The sequence below is a fragment of the Pseudomonas sp. ADAK2 TE3594 genome (genome assembly GCF_053628675.1).
Genome location: NZ_JBRJGV010000001.1, coordinates 5,046,025 through 5,064,072 on the forward strand (window position 1 = coordinate 5,046,025; position 18,048 = coordinate 5,064,072).

Genomic DNA, 18,048 nt, shown 5'->3' on the forward strand with positions numbered 1-18,048 from the left:
CGAAAAAAAGGCCTCGCAATGCGAGGCCTCCTTTTACTGCACTGCCGCCGAGCGTCAGACGAAAACGATTTCGTCGTTCTCCACGACACCTTTGGCGGTATCGCCGGGCATGAATCGACCCGACAGAATCAGCTGTGCCAGCGGGTTCTCGATCCAGCGCTGGATCGCCCGTTTGAGCGGTCGTGCGCCGTACACCGGGTCGTAACCGACAGCGATCAGCTTATCCATCGCTTCCGGACTCAGCTCAAGCTTCAGCTCGCGCTCGGTCAGGCGGCTACGCAGGCGACCCAACTGGATCTCGGTAATACCGGCGATCTGATCCCGAGCCAACGGCTCGAAAATCACCACTTCGTCGACCCGGTTGATGAACTCCGGCCGGAAGTGCGTGGAAATCGCATCCATCACTGCCGCGCGCTGCGCTTCGCGATCCCCTACCAGCTCCTGGATCTGCACTGAGCCAAGGTTGGAGGTCATGACGATCACAGTATTCTTGAAATCCACCGTGCGGCCATGGCTATCGGTCAAACGGCCATCTTCAAGCACTTGCAGCAAAATGTTGAACACGTCCGGGTGGGCCTTCTCGACCTCGTCCAGGAGGATCACCGAATAAGGCTTGCGACGCACCGCCTCGGTCAGGTAACCGCCCTCTTCATAGCCCACGTAGCCCGGTGGCGCACCGATCAGTCGAGCCACGGAATGTTTCTCCATGAACTCGGACATGTCGATCCGCACCATCGCCTCTTCGGTATCGAACAGGAACTCGGCCAGCGCCTTGCACAGCTCGGTTTTGCCGACGCCGGTCGGGCCGAGGAACATGAACGAACCGCTCGGGCGATTCGGGTCGGACAACCCGGCGCGGGAACGCCGCACCGCGTTGGAGACAGCGATCACCGCTTCGTCCTGACCGATCACACGCTGGTGCAACAGGCTTTCCATCTTCATCAGTTTTTCGCGCTCGCCCTCGAGCATTTTCGCCACGGGGATGCCGGTCCACTTCGACACAACTTCGGCGATCTCTTCTTCGGTCACCTTGCTGCGCAGCAACTGGTTTTCGCTTTTGCCGTGCTGATCGACCATTTGCAGGCTGCGCTCCAAGTCCGGGATCACCCCGTATTGCAACTCGGCCATGCGATTCAGGTCGCCCTTACGGCGCGCGGCTTCCAGTTCCTGACGGGACTGTTCGATTTTCTGCTGGATCTGTGCCGAACCCTGGACTTCGGCTTTTTCCGAGTTCCAGATTTCTTCGAGGTCCGAGTACTCACGCTCGTGACGAACGATTTCTTCCTGCAGCTTTTCCAGACGCTTCTTCGCCGCGTCATCGCTTTCTTTCTTCAGCGCCTGGGATTCCACCTTCAGCTGAATCAGGCGACGCTCCAGGCGGTCCAGCACTTCCGGCTTGGAGTCGATCTCCATGCGGATGCGGCTGGCGGCTTCGTCGATCAGGTCGATGGCTTTGTCCGGCAGCTGACGATCAGTGATGTAGCGATGACTGAGCTTGGCCGCGGCGATGATCGCGCCGTCAGTGATCGCCACCTTGTGGTGAACCTCGTAACGCTCTTTCAGGCCACGCAGGATGGCAATGGTGTCTTCTTCGCTCGGCTCATCCACCAAGACTTTCTGGAAGCGCCGCTCGAGGGCCGCGTCCTTCTCTATATATTGGCGGTACTCGTTGAGCGTGGTCGCGCCGACGCAGTGCAATTCACCACGAGCCAATGCAGGCTTGAGCATGTTACCGGCATCCATCGAGCCTTCGCCCTTGCCGGCGCCGACCATGGTGTGCAGTTCGTCGATGAACAGAATGATCTGCCCTTCCTGCTTCGACAGTTCATTGAGCAGGGATTTGAGGCGTTCTTCGAACTCGCCGCGGTATTTCGCACCGGCAATCAGCGCCCCCATGTCCAGAGACAACAGACGCTTGCCTCTCAGGCCATCCGGCACTTCGCCGTTGATGATGCGCTGGGCCAGGCCTTCGGCGATGGCGGTTTTACCCACGCCAGGCTCACCGATCAGTACCGGGTTGTTCTTGGTGCGGCGTTGCAGGACCTGAATGGTGCGACGAATTTCGTCGTCACGGCCGATCACCGGATCGAGCTTGCCCTCTTCGGCGCGCTTGGTCAGGTCGATGGTGTACTTGTCGAGCGCCTGACGTGATTCTTCGTGATTGGCATCATTGACTGCCTCACCACCGCGCAGGTTGTTGATCGCATTTTCCAGGGCTTTCTTGCTCACGCCCTGGCCCAGCAACAATTTGCCGAGTTTGCTGTTCTCGTCCATGGCGGCGAGCAGCACCAGTTCGCTGGAGATGAATTGGTCGCCCTTCTGCTGGGCCAGGCGATCAGCCTGATTGAGCAGACGCGCCAGATCCTGCGACATGTTTACATCGCCAGTCGGATTCTGGATTTTTGGCAGCTGATCGAGTGCTTTGGTCAGCTCTTTGCGCAAGCTGTTGACGTCAAAACCCACTTGCATCAGCAGGGGTTTGATCGAACCACCCTGCTGTTCAAGCATGGCCTGCATCAAATGCGCCGGCTCAATGGCCGGATGATCGAGGCCGACGGCCAGGGATTGGGCGTCGGACAAGGCTAACTGCAACTTGCTGGTTAAACGGTCTATACGCATGGGTCACCTTCCTTTTGAGCAGGTCGGACCTATAAACATCCTGAATGAAGAAACCTGCCAGATACCGCTATAGATGCGGTCGATTCTGGGAGATTCAAGCGTCGTGATGTTGATGCAGATCAGAGAAGTCTAGCGTTCAAGCCAGACCAAGGAGGCAAACCGGCCGGTGCGTGGACTACGGCGGTAAGAAAAGAAGCGAGGATCGGTCACGGTGCAGAAACCGCCACCATAAACAGCGGTAACCCCGCGAGCGGCCAGACGTAAACGCGCCAGTTCATAGATGTCGGCCATGAACTTGCCGGCATTCTGGCTCGGCACAAAAGCTTTGGCGGCTTCGGGCAATTGCTCGACGAAGGTTTCGCGCACTTCCGGGCCGACTTCAAAGGCTTGTGGGCCAATGGCCGGGCCAAGCCAGACCAGCACGTCTTCAGGTGGCACGGCCAGACTGTCGAGTGTCGCTTCCAGTACACCCGCCGCCAACCCGCGCCAACCGGCATGGGCGGCAGCGACGCGGGTGCCGGCACGGTCGCAAAACAGCGCCGGGAGGCAGTCGGCGGTCATCGCGGTGCAAGCGATACCGGGTGTAGCCGTCCAGCTGGCGTCAGCGGTGGCTACCAGGCCTGGATCCGCTTGGGCCACGACAATGCCGTGAACCTGCTTTAACCAGGCTGGTTGAATAGAGAAATGATCGGTAAGGCGACGACGGTTCTCGGCGACAGCTTCGGGGCTGTCATCGACATGATCGCCCAGGTTGAGGCTGTCGAACGGCGCCAGACTGACGCCGCCCGCACGGGTGGTAACGCAGGCTTTCACCCCGGCAGGCGCAGGCCAGTCGGGAATCAGCCAGTCACTCATCCGATGAACGCCTCGCGGTCTTGCTTGAGCAGCGACAACAACCAGACAAAGTCGTCCGGCAGTGGCGATTCCCAGCTCATGCGTTTACCGGTGGTCGGATGATCCAGCTCCAGGAAGCGCGCATGCAGCGCCTGACGCGGGAAGTTCTTCAGGGATTCGACCATGGTCACACTGGCGGCCGGCGGAATTCGGAAACGACCGCCATAGGCAGGATCTCCGACCAGCGGGTAGTTGATGTGCGCCATGTGCACACGAATCTGGTGCGTACGACCGGTTTCCAGCTTCACCCGCACGTGAGTGTGGGAGCGGAAACGCTCGAGCACGCGGTAATGGCTGACGGCTTGCTTGCCACCTTCCATCACGGCCATGCGCTGGCGTTGCTGGCCATGGCGACCGATCGGCGCGTTGATCTTGCCGCCGGCTGTCACGACACCGATCACGATGCACTCGTAGATCCGGCTTACGCTGCGGCTCTGCAATTGCGTGACAAGCTGTGTCTGCGCCTGAATGGTCTTGGCCACCACCATCAAACCGGTGGTGTCCTTGTCCAGGCGATGCACGATACCGGCGCGGGGCACATTGATGATGTCCGGCACGTGGTGCAGCAAGGCGTTGAGCAAGGTGCCATCAGCGTGGCCGGCAGCCGGATGCACCACCAGGCCCGCAGGCTTGTTGATCACCAGGATGTCGTCGTCTTCATAGACGATGTCCAGCTCGATGTCTTGAGCGATCCATTCGCCCTGAGCTTCCTGCTCGGCAGTCAGCTCAAGAATGGCGCCACCGTGAACGATGTCTCGCGGGCGGATAACCGCCCCATCCACAGTCAGGCGGCCGTCTTTGATCCAGGCGGAAAGGCGCGAGCGCGAGTGCTCAGCGAATAATTGTGCGGCGACTTGATCGAGGCGTTGGCCGCCCAATTCGGACGGCACCTCTGCGCGAAGTTCAATTTTATCGGACATGCTCAGACTAGGCGTCGGCACAGCCTTTGGTTTCGGCTGCGCGCTTGTGGTTAAATACGGCGTCTTTTGCCCCGAGGCTTTTCAACGGGGCACTCATCATAACAGGACGGCCCCGCCCAAGACAGCGGCCGTCATAGGGACGCAAGCCGCCATGCAAGTGAAACACCTGCTGCTGATCGCCATCCTCGCATTGACCGCTGCTTGCTCATCGAAGGAAGTCGTAGACGAAAACCTGAGCGAAGTCGAGCTGTACCAGCAGGCTCAGCACGATCTGGACAACAATAGCTACACCGCCGCCACAGCCAAGCTGAAGGCGCTGGAGTCGCGTTATCCGTTCGGTCGCTACGCCGATCAGGCTCAACTCGAGCTCATCTACGCCAACTACAAGAACACCGAGCCTGAGGCTGCCAAGTCCGCCGCCGAGCGTTTCATTCGTCTGCACCCGCAGCACCCGAACGTGGATTACGCCTACTACCTCAAGGGTCTGACCTCTTTCGACCAGGACGTCGGCCTGTTGTCGCGTTTTCTGCCGTTGGACATGACCAAGCGTGACCCGGGCGCCGCTCGCGACTCCTACAACGAGTTCGCGCAGCTGACCAGCCGCTTCCCGAACAGCCGCTACTCGCCGGACGCCAAGCAGCGCATGATCTACCTGCGCAATCTGCTGGCGGCCTACGAGATTCACGTTGCCGACTATTACCTGACCCGTCAGGCCTATGTCGCCGCCGCGAACCGTGGTCGTTATGTGGTGGAAAACTTCCAGGAAACCCCTTCGGTCGGTGACGGCCTGGCGGTGATGACTGAAGCCTACCAGCGTCTGCACCTGGACGAACTGGCCGCGACCAGCCTCGAAACCCTGAAGCTCAACTACCCGAACCACCCAAGCCTGGTGGACGGTCAGTTCGTGCCCTCGAAGGACGAAGCCGACAACCGTTCGTGGCTGAGCAAGGCCACCCTGGGCCTGATCGAATCCCGTCCGCCGCTGCCACCGGGTGAAACCCGCGCCAACCAGGACGTGCAGAAGCAGTTCCAGGATGCCAAGGACGCGATTCCGAACGAGCTCAAGCCTAAAGATGAAAACGGCGATGTGATCGAAGAAGAGCAGCACGAGTCTGAAGCCAACAATACTGACCGCTCGTGGTTCAGCTACATGACCTTCGGCGTGTTCGACTGACGCTGGGGTGTTATGCCGAGAAGGCGCCTTTCGAGGCGCCTTTTTTATTACCGGATTTCAGGGGCGGGCGTATTGCGCTGTGCGCCTGACCCGTCCTTGGCTAAACTGCCAATTCACTAGTCAAAAAGCAGCTCACCATGCTTCGTTTATTGTTCTGGATCGCTCTGATTGCCGCTGCGGTATGGTTCTGGCGCAAGTTCAAGAGCCCTGCTTCGGGCGCCAACACGCCGCGCGAGCAAGATGCTCCCCCCATGGTCCGCTGTGCTCATTGCGGCGTACACCTGCCCCGCGACCGCGCGCTGAGCCTTCAACAACAGTGGTATTGCAGCCAGGCTCACCTTGAGCAAGGCCCGGGCTCCAGTGGTCGCTGAGGCCTCCAGTCCCGGCAACAAACAGGCCCAGCGATTGCTGCGCCTCTATCACCTCTACCGTTTAAGCATCGGCATCACCTTGGTGCTGTTGATCTCCAGCAACATGGACAACCAGTTGCTGACGTTCGCCAATGACGACTTGCTGCGTAACGGCAGCTGGCTGTACCTGGTGCTGAATATCCTGCTGGTGGTCTTTCAGGGGAACACCCGGCGCCCGGCACAGTTATTCAGCCTGGCGCTGGTCGATGTCCTGCTGCTATGCGGCCTGTTCTATGCCGCTGGCGGCATGCCCAGCGCCATTGGCAACCTGTTGATCGTGTCAGTGGTCATCAGCAACACCCTGCTGCGCGGGCGCATCGGCCTGCTGATTGCAGCCGTTGGCGCCCTCGGCATCGTGGGTTTGAGCTTCCTTCTGAGCTTCAGCCACCCCACCAGCCCCAACGATTACCTGCAAATCGGCACGCTCGGCGCCCTGTGTTTTGCCGCAGCATTGTTGGTGCAAGGCTTGATCCGAAGGCTGGAAGTCAGCGAAACCCTGGCCGAGCAACGGGCCAGCGAAGTGCTCGGCCTCGAAGCCCTCAACGCACTGATCCTGCAACGCATGCGCACGGGCATTCTGGTGCTCGACGACCAACGGCGTGTGCAACTGGCCAATCACAGCGCCTTGACCTTGCTGGGGCAGGAAAAACTCGATGGCCAGTTGATCGACGACTATTCGATACCATTGGTCGAAAGGCTCCAACTGTGGCTCAACAACCCGACTTTGCGCCCGCAAAGCTTGAAAATCGCCAGCAATGGGTTGGAGCTGCAACCAAGCTTTATTGCCCTGGACCAAAGCCCGCACCACCAGACGCTGGTTTTTCTCGAAGACCTCGCCCAAATCGCCCAACAGGCCCAGCAACTTAAACTCGCCGCCCTCGGTCGCCTGACTGCCGGTATTGCCCATGAGATCCGTAATCCACTGGGTGCCATTAGTCATGCCGCCCAGTTACTACAGGAATCCGAGGAACTGAACGGCGCGGATCGGCGTCTGACACAGATTATTCAAGACCACTCTCAGCGAATGAATCGGGTAATCGAAAACGTCCTGCAACTGTCCCGTCGCCAGCAAACCGTTCCGCAACGGCTGGATCTACGGCCGTGGCTGGAGCACTTTGTCGCTGAAACGCGCGAAGGGGCGACCGAACGTCAGCAAATTCACCTGAGCATCGGTTCGGGGAACTTCAAAACCCTGATGGATCCGAATCAGCTGACCCAGATTCTCGACAATCTGCTGCGCAACGCCTGGCGCCATAGCGCGCTGAAGCACGCTCAGGCTCAGGCCTGGCTTGAGTTGTACCTCGACCCGGAGAGCCAGTTGCCGACCCTTGAAGTCCTGGACGATGGCCCCGGCGTGGCGCCGAACCAGCGTTCGCACTTGTTCGAACCGTTCTTCACCACCAGCAGCCAGGGTACTGGCCTGGGGCTTTATCTGTCCCGTGAGCTGTGCGAAAGCAATCAGGCCCGCCTAGACTTCAAACCACGCCAAGGCGGCGGCTGCTTTCGCATCACTTTTGCTCACGGACGGAAACAAAGTTGAACATGAGCCCCCGGCAAAAAATCCTGATCGTCGACGACGAGCCGGATATCCGCGAACTCCTGGAAATCACCCTGGGACGGATGAAACTCGACACTTTCAGTGCGCGCAATCTCGCCGAAGCGCAAGCACTGCTGGCACGGGAGACATTCGACCTGTGCCTGACCGACATGCGCCTGCCCGACGGCACCGGCCTGGCGCTGGTGCAGCACATCCAGCAGCGCTATGCGCAAGTGCCGGTGGCAATGATCACTGCCTACGGCAGCCTGGAGACGGCAATCAACGCCCTCAAGGCTGGCGCCTTCGATTTCCTGACCAAACCGGTCGACCTCACCCGCCTGCGCGAACTGGTCACCAGCGCGCTGAGTTTGCCTGCGCCAGGCGGCGCCAGCAGTACCATCGACCGTCGCCTGCTGGGCGACTCACTGCCAATGCGCAGCCTGCGTAAACAAATCGACAAACTGGCCCGCAGCCAGGCTCCGGTGTACATCAGCGGCGAGTCCGGCAGCGGCAAGGAGCTGGTCGCTCGACTGATCCACGATCAAGGCCCACGCGCCACCCGCCCATTCGTGCCGGTGAACTGTGGGGCGATTCCGTCTGAATTGATGGAAAGCGAATTTTTTGGCCATCGCAAAGGCAGTTTCAGCGGCGCCATCGAAGACAAACCCGGGCTGTTCCAGGCTGCCCAGGGCGGCACTTTATTCCTCGATGAGGTGGCAGACCTGCCGCTGGCGATGCAGGTCAAACTTTTGCGGGCCATTCAGGAGAAAGCCGTTCGCAGCATTGGTGGGCAGCAGGAAACCGTGGTCGATGTGCGCATACTCTGCGCCACCCACAAAGACCTCGATACCGAAGTCGCCGCCGAACGCTTTCGCCAGGACTTGTACTACCGTCTGAACGTGATCGAGCTGCGGGTGCCGCCCTTGCGCGAACGCCGCGACGACATTGAGCTTCTGGCCAACAATATGCTCAAGCGACTGGCGACCGGCACTGGCCAACCCGCTGCAAAACTCCACCCGCAAGCTCTCGACGCACTGAAAAGCTATCGTTTTCCAGGAAACGTGCGGGAATTGGAGAACATGCTTGAGCGAGCGCACACCTTATGCGAGAACAAACAGATCGAAGCCAGCGACCTGCGCCTGGCCGAAGGTAACTGCAACCCGGACGGCGACGTGCCGGACCTCACGCAAATCGACAACCTGGAAGCCTATCTGGAAAATGTCGAACGCAAACTCATCCTCCAGGCCCTGGAAGAAACCCGCTGGAACCGCACAGCGGCGGCTCAGCGGTTGAATCTGTCGTTTCGGTCGATGCGTTACAGGCTCAAGAAGTTGGGGTTGGATTGAGGGCCTCTTCGCGGGCAAGTCTCGCTCCTACAGATTGATGTCGTTTGCAAACTTATTGATCGACTCAAACCTGTAGGAGCGAGGCTTGCCCGCGAAGGCGATCTGACCGACAACAAAAATCATGCGGTCAAATACGCCCGGCCGGTGCATACGGTGCAGGGTCGATAATCGGCGCCCTGCCCAGCATCACATCCGCAAACAATTGACACGAGGCCGGCGCCAGCACCAAGCCATTGCGGTAATGCCCGCAGTTGAGCCAGAGCCCGTCAAACCCCGGCACCCGGCCAATATAGGGGATCCCTTCCGGCGACCCCGGCCGCAGCCCGGCCCAATGCCCCACCACCTCGGCTTCCGCCAGCGCCGGGATCAACTCCACCGCCGAGGCCTTCAGGCTTTCCAGCGCAGTGTCGGTCGGTGTCTTGTCGAAGCCTTCATGCTCCAGCGTACTGCCGATCAGAATGTGTCCGTCGCGCCGAGGAATGGCATAGCGCCCCTTGGCCAGGACCATGCTCGGAAGGAAGTCCGCCGCGCACTTGTAGAGAATCATCTGACCTTTGACCGGCTCGACCGGCAGTTCCAGGCCCAGGCTTTTCAGCAAGTCGCCGCTCCAGGCGCCGGCCGTCAAAACCACCTGATCACCTGCAATGGCCCCCATCGAGGTCTGTACCCCGACCACCGCAGCACCTTCACGGATAAACCCGCTGACTTCGCACTGCTCATGAATCGTCACGTTCGGCAGCGCCAGCAACGCAGCCTTGAGGGATTTCACCAGCCGTGGATTACGCACATTGGCCACATCGGCCATATAGATCGCCCGCGAAAAACCGGCGCCCAATACCGGCACCGCATCGTGTGCCGCAGAGATATCCACAGCCCGCAGCGGACGATTTTCCCGTTTGGCCCAGTCGAGCGCTTCGGCTTCGTCATCCAGGTCCAGCCAGTACAACCCGGTGGTGTGAACTTCAGGATCGACACCCGTGGCGGTGAACAGGCGTTCCGCCAGCTGTGGATAAAAATCCTGGGACCAATGAGCCAACGCAGTGACCGCCGGGCTGTAGCGCCAGGGGTAGAGCGGCGAGACGATCCCGCCGCCGGCCCAGGATGACTCCTGACCGACATTCGAGCGATCCAGCAACACGACGCTCTGCACTTCGGACGCGAGATTGAACGCCGTCAGCAGGCCAATCACCCCGCCGCCGACAATCACCACTTGCTGTTGCCTGCTCATGCTCTGATCCAACCGTTCAATAGACAGAAGGCGCAAAGGGCGCCTGAAAAATAAACTCAGCGACCCCAGCAATCCTTGGTGGTCAGGCCGGACGTTGCATTGACCATGCCCCGAACGCCAGTATTGGTCAGCGTGAAATTACCGCACTTGTCGCTCGCCATGGTCGAACCGGCCTTGCGTGTTGCCGTCAGCAGGAAAGTCTGATCGGTCAGGGTCGGGGTGATGGTATAGAAATCATTGCCGGCACTCAGGCCGGTGGCATTGGTGTACACATTATTCTTCGAATAGAAGCGTTCCAGGATCTGTGCCTGCTCGGAAAGCAGACCCGCCACTTCAGTACGGCGGCCCTTTTTTACATACTCGGTGAGACTCGGATAGCCAATGGTGATGACGATCCCGATGATCGCTATCACGATCATGATTTCGATCAGGGTAAAACCTCGGTTGGATCTGCGCATGCCTCAACTCTCACTTACTGTATTTGTCGCCACATGATGCGGCGGCCGCTGCCGCCACCGGATTTTTCCACCAGAGTGGTCACGCCACCACCGGAGTCGTTCACAATCTTGCGGGATGCGTCATTGACGACCGCATTCAGGGTCGGGATCCCACCGGTGAAGATCACCCCGCTGGAAATCGTGTCAGTGCTGTCGACCACCCCGTCAGCATTGGTGTCGAGCACCGCATAGTTGAGCATCTTACCGCTGAACGCATCGAGTTCGACCAATTTGCCGGAGCCGAAGCCGGCACAGGGGTCAACGGTATCCATACTGGCCGTGGTAAAAACGATTCGCCCTGCCACGAGACTGGCCTGATTGATCACCCGCTCCCCCGCCAGTACGTTGTTGTAGACCAGCGGCAAGTACCAGCCTTTCTTTGCCGGGTAGGTCACCTCATTCTGGCTGGTGGTGATGAATTGCCCGCTGCTGCCAGAGAACACGCCAGTCACCACCTGCGCCTGCAAGCTGGAAGTGGTGATTTGCCCCGCGCCACCCTCCGCATCCCATACCGCATAGAACGCCTGTAGATCCTTGTTGGTCTTGTCGGCGCTCTCATTGAGTTTGCCGGTGCCGAAAAACACTTGCTTGCCGCCCGATGCATGATCGGCGAGCAGCGGTTGTACCGTGATCGGCTGAGTCGCGCCGCCCGCCGTGGTGAACAACGGCTTGCCGGAAAACGCCACACCCCAGGTATCGGTGGTGGTGCCGCTCAAATCAAACTTCCACAACCGCCCTTTCAGGTCGCCCCCATAGGCGGCCTGCACCACATTCAGCGAGTTGACCCTGAGCTTCACCGACGACAGGCCGTTGGTGGTTTCTGTACTGTCGACCACGATTTTCTTGATCAGCGAGCCGTCGCGGATATCCACCACATACAGCGCTGCCACCCCGGAGTTGCTGCCATAACCGTTGGAGATAAACGCGGCCCAGCGACCATCGGCCAAGCGTGCCACTTCGGGGCGCGCATAGGCATAACCCAGATCATTGAAAACGTTCGCCGTACTGGCTGTGGTCGGCGCACTGATTTCCCACAACGCGTTAATCACGTTACCGGCCGAGGCGTCGAACAGTTGCAGCGCATAGAAGGTTTTGCCGCCCGCCCCTGTTCCACCAATCGCCAGGGTTTTCCAGGCGCTGTTGAGTTGGGCATCGAACACGCCGACTTGACCGTCGACCAGATATTTGTGGCTCACACCATTGATGTAAGTGGAGTCAGAGATGTAGCGCAATGACGGCAGCACACTGGAGGGCATATAGCCGTAGCGTCTGACACCATTGGTCGAGTTGATGACGTTTACAAAACCGTCGTTGGCGTTCACCACCAGGCTGGAGTTCATGTTGGCGGCTTTGGTGGCGAGGTAGGTGCTGTAGGTGGTATCACCCACTAGATCGGATGCGGTCTGGTCCGTGGGCGCGGCCAGTACGAGAGGCGAATTGATGATATCGCCGAGCAACACACTGCGCGTTCTCAACCCGGTTTTGTTGGTGCCCTTGGCCCACTCCACCAGATCGCTGCCGGTGATACCAGTGGGCAGGCTCTGGCTGAGGGAGGTCTGCTGGGGTGGGGAGAAATTGCTGTAGGCCAGGGTAACGACGGCGTTGGTCAGGGTATTCCAGGACTGGTAGGTCGGCGCGGTAGCACCGGGCACAATAGTGGTATCGGTCGTCCACAACACCGCGGCCGTGTTCACCGCGCCCGCCGAGGTGAAGCCAAAAGACTTGATGGTGCCGCGCCAGTCCTTGGGGTCGTAGGTGGTCTGGAAGTAGGCTGAGTTGCTGGTCAGGGTCGTGCCGCTGGTAACGCCGCTGCCACCTGATCCGGCCTTGGAGGTGATGTCGCTCAAAGCCGAAGAAAGTGCACTGTTCAGTCCCGTGCCATCAGTCGCCTGGTAGTACCTTCCCTGTCCGTAGGTCGCAGCGTCCGCCAACATCTGGTTTGCCGCGGTGAAACCCACGGTATAGGTATTCATGTTCTGCCGGGGAAAATCCAGGGCATTCCAGCTTTTGCCCGTAGCATCAGTCCCCGTGGAGCGCATGTCGATGTCGAAGGCGAACTTGGCGATGTCATCCAGGAACAGGGTATCGCCCTCGTTGTCGCCAAAACGGTTGGCGCCATCGTTACTGCTGATACCGTCCCAGTTCGGTAATGCGCTGCCACCGAGTGGATCGTCAGTCGGAAAAGTTCGGTCGTAGGTTGGCAGACCACCGGTGATCACCACCCCGTAATTTCTCTGGCAGCGATACTGAATCGGGCTGGTATAGGTGGTGGGAGTCGAGTTGTTGTACGGCGCCATGCCACGGAAATAGCGGGTGATCTCGTAATAGGCTTCAGCCAAGGGGCTATTGGCCTGCGCGCTCAGTTCGTCGATTCCTTCAATCAACTCGTTGTAGTTGGTATCGGCCTGAGCCTGAGTCACGGCGCCGCTGACTGCCGACAAATCACTGACCGAACGGACGATGTAACCGCCGTCATCCTTATGGTTTCCGACCGCCAGGTTGAACGTCGCCAGGCCGATACGCAGGGAGCGGTTGCTGGCCACCAACGCCTTGGAAACGTTGCGCGCCACATTCATCCGGTAATCATTGGGGATCGAGCCATCGGTGAAATCCCGGTCGGAATTGTTGGCCAGGCTTATCAGGTAGGACAGGTAATTCGCCGTATAAAGCGTGTCTTCGCTCCCCACCGGATCGGGAAGCTTCAGGCAAAGCGACTCCAGACCGAGAAGACTGTTTTTATAAAAACCGTACCATCCCTCCTTCGAACATGTCCCGTGAGTCAAACTCGACAGGGCAATTTTGTTGTCGGTCATGTCAAGTTCCCGGCCTTTCAAGCACGTACCATTCGAGAGGCAAATGGTCACCTGAGTACGCGCGATCGTCGGGTCGAAGCCTGCCGCCCAGATAATGCTGTTCATATTCCCGGAGTCATCGAGTAACAGCATCACATTGGGGGCCACGGCGGCGGCGTTCAACAGCGGCGAATCCGAGGGCGTGAAGGCGTAAGTCGGCGCGGCCAGATAAAGGCTCAACGCCGCGCCGCAGAACAACTGCAACAACCAACGACGCCAGCCTGTGCGGGCCTCAGTACTTCGCATAGATACTCTCCACCACACTGCGCGAATTGCCCGCGATGCCCACGGCGGTCACCCGGTACAGCGTTGCCGACGTGTTGCTCGGTACGTTCACGGCCGTCAGGGTGGTGCCGATGTTCTGCACCCCGTAAAAGCCGCTGCCGGAGGCGATCCAGGTCACCCCCGAGGTGGAGTTGAACCCGACGGCGGTAATGACCAACGCTTCGGCCGGCGGCGCGCATTGGCTGGTACCGCTGCAGACCGGCAATGAGTAGGTATTGAGTTGCACCGCACTTTCGCCGACGCGCAACGCCGCTTCCGCGCCCTGGAACGACTGATTACGCAGGATCACGCTGCCGGCCATTTTTTCCTGCAACGTGGCGCTCTGCATTGATGAAAGCCCGATCAACGTCAGCACCAGGAGAAACACCAGGCTGACCAACAGCGCCATGCCGCGCTGGGCGTGAGGGGTCATTGGAGCAATGCTCATCAGCCCTCTCCTCATTGCAACCGGTTGCGCAAGGCGGCAACCACGTTGAAGGTTTGATTGCGTACCCGATCGTTCGGGTCGTAGAGGGTCAGCGTCAGGCGCACACTGCGGATTCGTGCCGGATCGGATGGGTTGCTGCTGTAGCTGGAGGCGGCCGTATCCGTGGCAGAACTGGCGAGGCCAAAGCTCACATTGAAAGCTCTGACATTGTTCACCAGCACCTGTTGCGTCGGTGTGCCGGCCCCAGAGCCCATCAGTAGTTGGTTGTTGCTGAAGCTGTAGACCAATCGCCGGATCGGAAATGCCAACTGCCCCGACGCTGGCGTTCGTGCACCGGTGTAGGCCGTTGCGGTGTTGCGGCAGTCGGAAATTACTGTCCAGGTTGGCACCCCGCCACTGCCGCCGACATCGGCGGTGACGAGCGTTAATTTGAGGTTGGCATTGTCCCAACTGATCGGCGCAATTTGACTGGCATTGAAGTTCCCTGCCGAGCTGGCGTCGATAATCGTACCCAGGCAACCGAACATGCCGACCATGCGGATTTCCTGAATCATTTTGCTCAGGACGAACCGTGCATCTTCCTGCATGCCGGCGGCGGTATTCTGGCTGACGTAGGTATTTTTAGCGGCGATGAAGATCTGCGCCACGCCAAGAACCACGACCAGACTCAACGCCAGGGCGATCAGTAACTCGATCAGGCCGAAACCTCTGCTGGTTCTGTTCATGGTGTCGTCGCCGGATCAACGGTGGCGCGGCTGGTAAGGACAAAACTGCGGCGCGAGTCGGCGGTATTGGCGGCCCGTGAGTCGTCCCAGGTGATGGTGATGGTGTACACCCGTTGGTTTCGGGTGATGCTGCCGGTCGCCGTGGCGCCGCCGAAATCGACGATGTTGCTGGTGAAGTCGTAAAGATCCTGATCCCGGGCCACGCTCAGGTTGCCCGAGGTCGGTGGCGTGACGGTGTAATCGGCGCCGGAGTTGGCGCGAATGCGGTCCATCATGTCGTAGGCGATAAAACTCGCCTGACTGGTCATCCGCGAGCTATCGGTGTACTTCAGCGCATTGAGCTGAATCGCCGCCGCGCCCAACAACCCCACGGCCAGAACCAACAACGCGACCAGTACCTCGATCAGCGTCATGCCATCCTGTGCACGCTTGCTCCAACCCCTCATCCGCAACTTCCACCCAATAGAATTCGTCCGTTCAAGCACACATTCAGCGTCCGGCTCTGCGCCCCCAGTACATAACTGATCACGACTGCCGTGGACGGTGCCGACAAACCGCCCAGATTGTTGAAATCAATAGCGGTCACTCCTGAGGTTAGCGTCAGAGTGGCGCCACTGCTCAGCGCTGGAACAACCCGCAATACATTGGCCGGATTGCCAGTACCGTCATAAACGGTCAACTCACCGGTCCAGACACTGCCGCCGGCTGTCGGGCGAATCCTGGTGGTGAGGCCCCGGTCAATCGCCTCAAGCCGGGCGAAATTCAGCGCGCGTTGCAGGTCACCGATCTCGGTGTCGGCCTTGGTGCTTTGCACCGAGCGGGTAAACGCCGGAACGGCGAGGCTGATCAGGATCAGAAACACGGCGAGCGTGATCAGCAGCTCGATCAGCGTGAAACCTTTTGTACGATGATCCATCGATGCGCTCCGTTGCCGTCGGCTATACCTGCTTCTACACGCTAGAACATTCGACCGGCGGATGTACGGTTGTTTTGCCATTACTCGTGCAGGGATCGCGCGGGCCGCAGCACTCCAGGGAGGGAAATGACATGCATCAGCAAGGTTTCAGCCTGATCGAACTGCTCATGGGACTGACAATTGTCGGGATTGTTCTGCAACTGGTCAGCCCGGCATTCGCCGCACTGACAGAATCGAACCATCGGGAGCAGGCAGCGCAGTCGATTCTCAGTGGTATGCGCAATGCCAGAACCGCTGCTATCACACGCAATCAGAGTGTTGTGATACACGGTATCAACGGTGACTGGGGTCAGGGCTGGCGGATCATTCTGGATGTCAGCGGTAGAGGCCCGGAGGACAGCAGCAATCCGCTGCTGATTGAGCACGCGAGCAGCAGCCGGGTGCCGATTGTCGGCAATTGGGCGGTCAAGCGTTTCGTGCGTTTCAGCAGTCTGGGCGAACCGCTGATGCCCGGACGGGCCTTTCAAGCGGGGACATTGCACCTATGCGCAAGCCACGAGCCGGTGAGTCAGCTCCAGGTGGTGCTGGCCCGGACCGGCCGCGTCAGCCTGCGCAGCCATAAGGCTGAGCAGGCATTGTGTCCAGGGGAAAAACGTTAAAGCAAGGAGCGCACGCGCAGCTCTTTAGGCATGGAGAAGGTGATGTTCTCCTCGCGGCCGGCCAGTTCATCGGCGCCAGTAGCGCCCCAGGCCTGCAATTGCTGGATCACGCCACGCACCAGTACTTCCGGAGCGGAGGCACCGGCAGTGATGCCAATCCGCTCGACACCGTCGAACCAGCTCTTTTGCAGGTCTTCGGCACCGTCGATCAGATAGGCCGGGGTGGCCATGCGTTCGGCCAGTTCACGCAGGCGATTGGAGTTGGAGCTGTTCGGGCTGCCGACCACCAGCACCACATCGCATTCGTCTGCCAGCTGCTTGACGGCGTCCTGACGGTTTTGCGTGGCGTAGCAGATATCGTCCTTGCGCGGACCGCCGATCGCCGGGAACCGAGTACGCAGGGCGTCGATCACGCGACTGGTATCGTCCATGGACAGGGTGGTCTGGGTGACGAAGGCCAGTCTTTCAGGGTTGTTCACCTGCAAAGCGGCGACGTCTTTCTCGTCCTCGACCAGATAGATCGCGCCACCATTGCTGCCATCGTACTGGCCCATGGTGCCTTCGACTTCCGGGTGACCGGCGTGGCCGATGAGGATGCATTCACGGCCGTCGCGGCTGTAGCGCGCGACTTCGATGTGTACCTTGGTCACCAGCGGGCAGGTAGCATCGAACACCTTCAGGCCACGGCCTGCGGCTTCGGTGCGCACGGCCTGGGAAACGCCATGGGCGCTGAAGATCACGATCACGTCGTCCGGTACCTGATCCAGTTCTTCGACGAAGATCGCCCCACGGGCGCGCAGGTCTTCGACGACGAATTTGTTGTGGACCACTTCGTGGCGCACATAGATCGGTGGCCCGAAGACTTCCAGGGCGCGGTTGACGATTTCGATCGCCCGGTCCACACCGGCACAGAAGCCACGGGGGTTGGCGAGTTTGATTTGCATGCTGTGCCTCGTGTCTTGCGCGCAAGAAATAGTAATGCCTGCCTGTTGATCGAACACAAGGCCCGAGAACAGTGAAATCCATGTGGGAGCGAGCCTGCTCGCGATGGCGGAGTAACAGTCGACATCAATGTTGAATGTCAGACCGTCATCGCGAGCAGGCTCGCTCCCACAGTTTTACAGCGCCTTGACGTTGATGATCTCGACGTCAAAGGTCAAGGTTTTACCGGCCAGCGGGTGGTTGAAGTCGATGGTCACCTGGGCGTCATCGAATTCTTTCACCACACCGGGCAGCTCAGTATTGGCCGCATCGTTGAAGATCACCAGCAAGCCAGGCGACAGTTCCATATCCTTGAACTGCGAGCGCGGGATGATCTGCACATTTTGCGGGTTCGGCTGACCAAAGGCGTTTTCCGGCTCGATGTTCAGGGTGCGTTTGTCGCCGGCCTTGAAGCCGAACAGCGCGGCTTCGAAACCTGGCAACAGGCTGCCGTCGCCAACCTTGAAGGTCGCCGGGGCTTTGTCGAAGGTGCTGTCGACGGTGTCGCCGTTCTCCAGGCGCAACGCAAAGTGCAAGGTGACTTCCGTGTTCTGGCCAATGCGTTGCTCAGCCAATAC

The 18,048-nt window shown here is 59.5% G+C and carries 16 protein-coding genes and 1 pseudogene; 5 read left to right on the forward strand and 12 right to left on the reverse strand.

What is annotated here, in order from left to right:
• Nucleotides 1-54 precede the first annotated feature (54 nt).
• From clpB to rluD, 3 genes are all read right to left on the reverse strand, one after another.
• Nucleotides 55-2,619: an ATP-dependent chaperone ClpB gene (gene clpB / locus AB7M22_RS22585; RefSeq protein WP_008008713.1), complete on the reverse strand. Its 2,565-nt coding sequence runs from the start codon at nt 2,617-2,619 to the stop codon at nt 55-57.
• A 129-nt stretch (nt 2,620-2,748) separates the two neighbouring features.
• Entirely contained in the window at nt 2,749-3,474 is a 726-nt protein-coding gene (pgeF, locus tag AB7M22_RS22590) for a peptidoglycan editing factor PgeF (protein WP_454187836.1), read from the reverse strand.
• On the reverse strand, nt 3,471-4,433 hold the full coding sequence (gene rluD, locus AB7M22_RS22595; protein ID WP_007901932.1) for a 23S rRNA pseudouridine(1911/1915/1917) synthase RluD: 963 nt from the start codon (nt 4,431-4,433) through the stop codon (nt 3,471-3,473). Before rluD ends, pgeF begins: the two co-directional genes overlap by 4 nt.
• A 151-nt stretch (nt 4,434-4,584) precedes the next feature.
• On the opposite strand from rluD, the gene AB7M22_RS22600 reads away from it, so the two are divergent.
• The 4 genes from AB7M22_RS22600 to AB7M22_RS22615 all read left to right on the forward strand — a co-directional run bounded on the left by AB7M22_RS22600 (nt 4,585) and on the right by AB7M22_RS22615 (nt 8,900).
• Nucleotides 4,585-5,607, forward strand: coding sequence for an outer membrane protein assembly factor BamD (locus AB7M22_RS22600; protein WP_454187837.1), 1,023 nt, complete (start codon nt 4,585-4,587; stop codon nt 5,605-5,607).
• 137 nt (nt 5,608-5,744) lie between these two features.
• Nucleotides 5,745-5,978, forward strand: a complete 234-nt coding sequence (locus AB7M22_RS22605; RefSeq protein ID WP_454187838.1) for a PP0621 family protein — start codon at nt 5,745-5,747, stop codon at nt 5,976-5,978.
• A complete protein-coding gene (locus tag AB7M22_RS22610; protein ID WP_454188848.1) occupies nt 5,968-7,557 on the forward strand; it encodes a sensor histidine kinase in 1,590 nt (529 codons plus the stop codon). The genes AB7M22_RS22605 and AB7M22_RS22610 overlap by 11 nt, the downstream gene beginning before the upstream one ends.
• A 2-nt stretch (nt 7,558-7,559) precedes the next feature.
• Nucleotides 7,560-8,900: a sigma-54-dependent transcriptional regulator gene (locus tag AB7M22_RS22615; RefSeq protein ID WP_454187839.1), complete on the forward strand. Its 1,341-nt coding sequence runs from the start codon at nt 7,560-7,562 to the stop codon at nt 8,898-8,900.
• 127 nt (nt 8,901-9,027) lie between these two features.
• Here AB7M22_RS22615 and thiO read toward each other — a convergent pair whose 3' ends face one another.
• From thiO to AB7M22_RS22650, 7 genes are read right to left on the reverse strand one after another with little or no spacing between them, the layout of a single operon-like run.
• Entirely contained in the window at nt 9,028-10,128 is a 1,101-nt protein-coding gene (thiO, locus tag AB7M22_RS22620; protein WP_454187840.1) for a glycine oxidase ThiO, read from the reverse strand.
• A 56-nt stretch (nt 10,129-10,184) separates the two neighbouring features.
• Nucleotides 10,185-10,586: a type IV pilin protein gene (locus tag AB7M22_RS22625; protein WP_007901909.1), complete on the reverse strand. Its 402-nt coding sequence runs from the start codon at nt 10,584-10,586 to the stop codon at nt 10,185-10,187.
• 14 nt (nt 10,587-10,600) lie between these two features.
• On the reverse strand, nt 10,601-13,723 hold the full coding sequence (locus AB7M22_RS22630; RefSeq protein WP_454187841.1) for a pilus assembly protein: 3,123 nt from the start codon (nt 13,721-13,723) through the stop codon (nt 10,601-10,603).
• Nucleotides 13,710-14,189, reverse strand: coding sequence for a pilus assembly PilX family protein (locus tag AB7M22_RS22635; RefSeq protein ID WP_454187842.1), 480 nt, complete (start codon nt 14,187-14,189; stop codon nt 13,710-13,712). The genes AB7M22_RS22630 and AB7M22_RS22635 overlap by 14 nt, the downstream gene beginning before the upstream one ends.
• Before the next feature lie 11 nt (nt 14,190-14,200).
• Nucleotides 14,201-14,914: a PilW family protein gene (locus AB7M22_RS22640; RefSeq protein ID WP_454187843.1), complete on the reverse strand. Its 714-nt coding sequence runs from the start codon at nt 14,912-14,914 to the stop codon at nt 14,201-14,203.
• Nucleotides 14,911-15,360 carry a type IV pilus modification protein PilV gene (gene pilV / locus AB7M22_RS22645; protein ID WP_454187844.1) on the reverse strand — a complete coding sequence of 150 codons (450 nt, stop codon included), beginning with the start codon at nt 15,358-15,360 and terminating at the stop codon, nt 14,911-14,913. Before pilV ends, AB7M22_RS22640 begins: the two co-directional genes overlap by 4 nt.
• Nucleotides 15,357-15,830 carry a GspH/FimT family pseudopilin gene (locus AB7M22_RS22650; RefSeq protein ID WP_454187845.1) on the reverse strand — a complete coding sequence of 158 codons (474 nt, stop codon included), beginning with the start codon at nt 15,828-15,830 and terminating at the stop codon, nt 15,357-15,359. The genes pilV and AB7M22_RS22650 overlap by 4 nt, the downstream gene beginning before the upstream one ends.
• A 131-nt stretch (nt 15,831-15,961) precedes the next feature.
• Between AB7M22_RS22650 and AB7M22_RS22655 the strand changes: the two are divergent.
• Nucleotides 15,962-16,517: pseudogene (locus tag AB7M22_RS22655) on the forward strand (GspH/FimT family pseudopilin).
• On the opposite strand, the gene ispH reads toward AB7M22_RS22655, so the two are convergent.
• Together ispH and fkpB are read right to left on the reverse strand one after the other, a co-directional pair.
• Nucleotides 16,486-17,433, reverse strand: a complete 948-nt coding sequence (gene ispH / locus AB7M22_RS22660; RefSeq protein ID WP_008008700.1) for a 4-hydroxy-3-methylbut-2-enyl diphosphate reductase — start codon at nt 17,431-17,433, stop codon at nt 16,486-16,488. The pseudogene AB7M22_RS22655 and the gene ispH sit on opposite strands and share 32 nt — an antisense overlap.
• A 174-nt stretch (nt 17,434-17,607) precedes the next feature.
• Nucleotides 17,608-18,045: an FKBP-type peptidyl-prolyl cis-trans isomerase gene (gene fkpB / locus AB7M22_RS22665; protein ID WP_454188849.1), complete on the reverse strand. Its 438-nt coding sequence runs from the start codon at nt 18,043-18,045 to the stop codon at nt 17,608-17,610.
• Between the last annotated feature and the right edge of the window lie 3 nt (nt 18,046-18,048).

Excerpts from the sequence above, each read along its gene's own strand:
- rluD (WP_007901932.1), bottom strand. The coding sequence starts at position 4,433 with ATGTCCGATAAAATTGAACTTCGCGCAGAGGTGCCGTCCGAATTGGGC.
- AB7M22_RS22615 (WP_454187839.1), top strand. The coding sequence starts at position 7,560 with ATGAGCCCCCGGCAAAAAATCCTGATCGTCGACGACGAGCCGGATATC.
- AB7M22_RS22650 (WP_454187845.1), bottom strand. The coding sequence starts at position 15,830 with ATGGATCATCGTACAAAAGGTTTCACGCTGATCGAGCTGCTGATCACG.
- pgeF (WP_454187836.1), bottom strand. The coding sequence starts at position 3,474 with ATGAGTGACTGGCTGATTCCCGACTGGCCTGCGCCTGCCGGGGTGAAA.
- AB7M22_RS22625 (WP_007901909.1), bottom strand. The coding sequence starts at position 10,586 with ATGCGCAGATCCAACCGAGGTTTTACCCTGATCGAAATCATGATCGTG.
- clpB (WP_008008713.1), bottom strand. The coding sequence starts at position 2,619 with ATGCGTATAGACCGTTTAACCAGCAAGTTGCAGTTAGCCTTGTCCGAC.
- pilV (WP_454187844.1), bottom strand. The coding sequence starts at position 15,360 with ATGAGGGGTTGGAGCAAGCGTGCACAGGATGGCATGACGCTGATCGAG.
- thiO (WP_454187840.1), bottom strand. The coding sequence starts at position 10,128 with ATGAGCAGGCAACAGCAAGTGGTGATTGTCGGCGGCGGGGTGATTGGC.
- AB7M22_RS22640 (WP_454187843.1), bottom strand. The coding sequence starts at position 14,914 with ATGAACAGAACCAGCAGAGGTTTCGGCCTGATCGAGTTACTGATCGCC.
- AB7M22_RS22605 (WP_454187838.1), top strand. The coding sequence starts at position 5,745 with ATGCTTCGTTTATTGTTCTGGATCGCTCTGATTGCCGCTGCGGTATGG.
- AB7M22_RS22600 (WP_454187837.1), top strand. The coding sequence starts at position 4,585 with ATGCAAGTGAAACACCTGCTGCTGATCGCCATCCTCGCATTGACCGCT.
- AB7M22_RS22635 (WP_454187842.1), bottom strand. The coding sequence starts at position 14,189 with ATGAGCATTGCTCCAATGACCCCTCACGCCCAGCGCGGCATGGCGCTG.
- AB7M22_RS22630 (WP_454187841.1), bottom strand. The coding sequence starts at position 13,723 with ATGCGAAGTACTGAGGCCCGCACAGGCTGGCGTCGTTGGTTGTTGCAG.
- ispH (WP_008008700.1), bottom strand. The coding sequence starts at position 17,433 with ATGCAAATCAAACTCGCCAACCCCCGTGGCTTCTGTGCCGGTGTGGAC.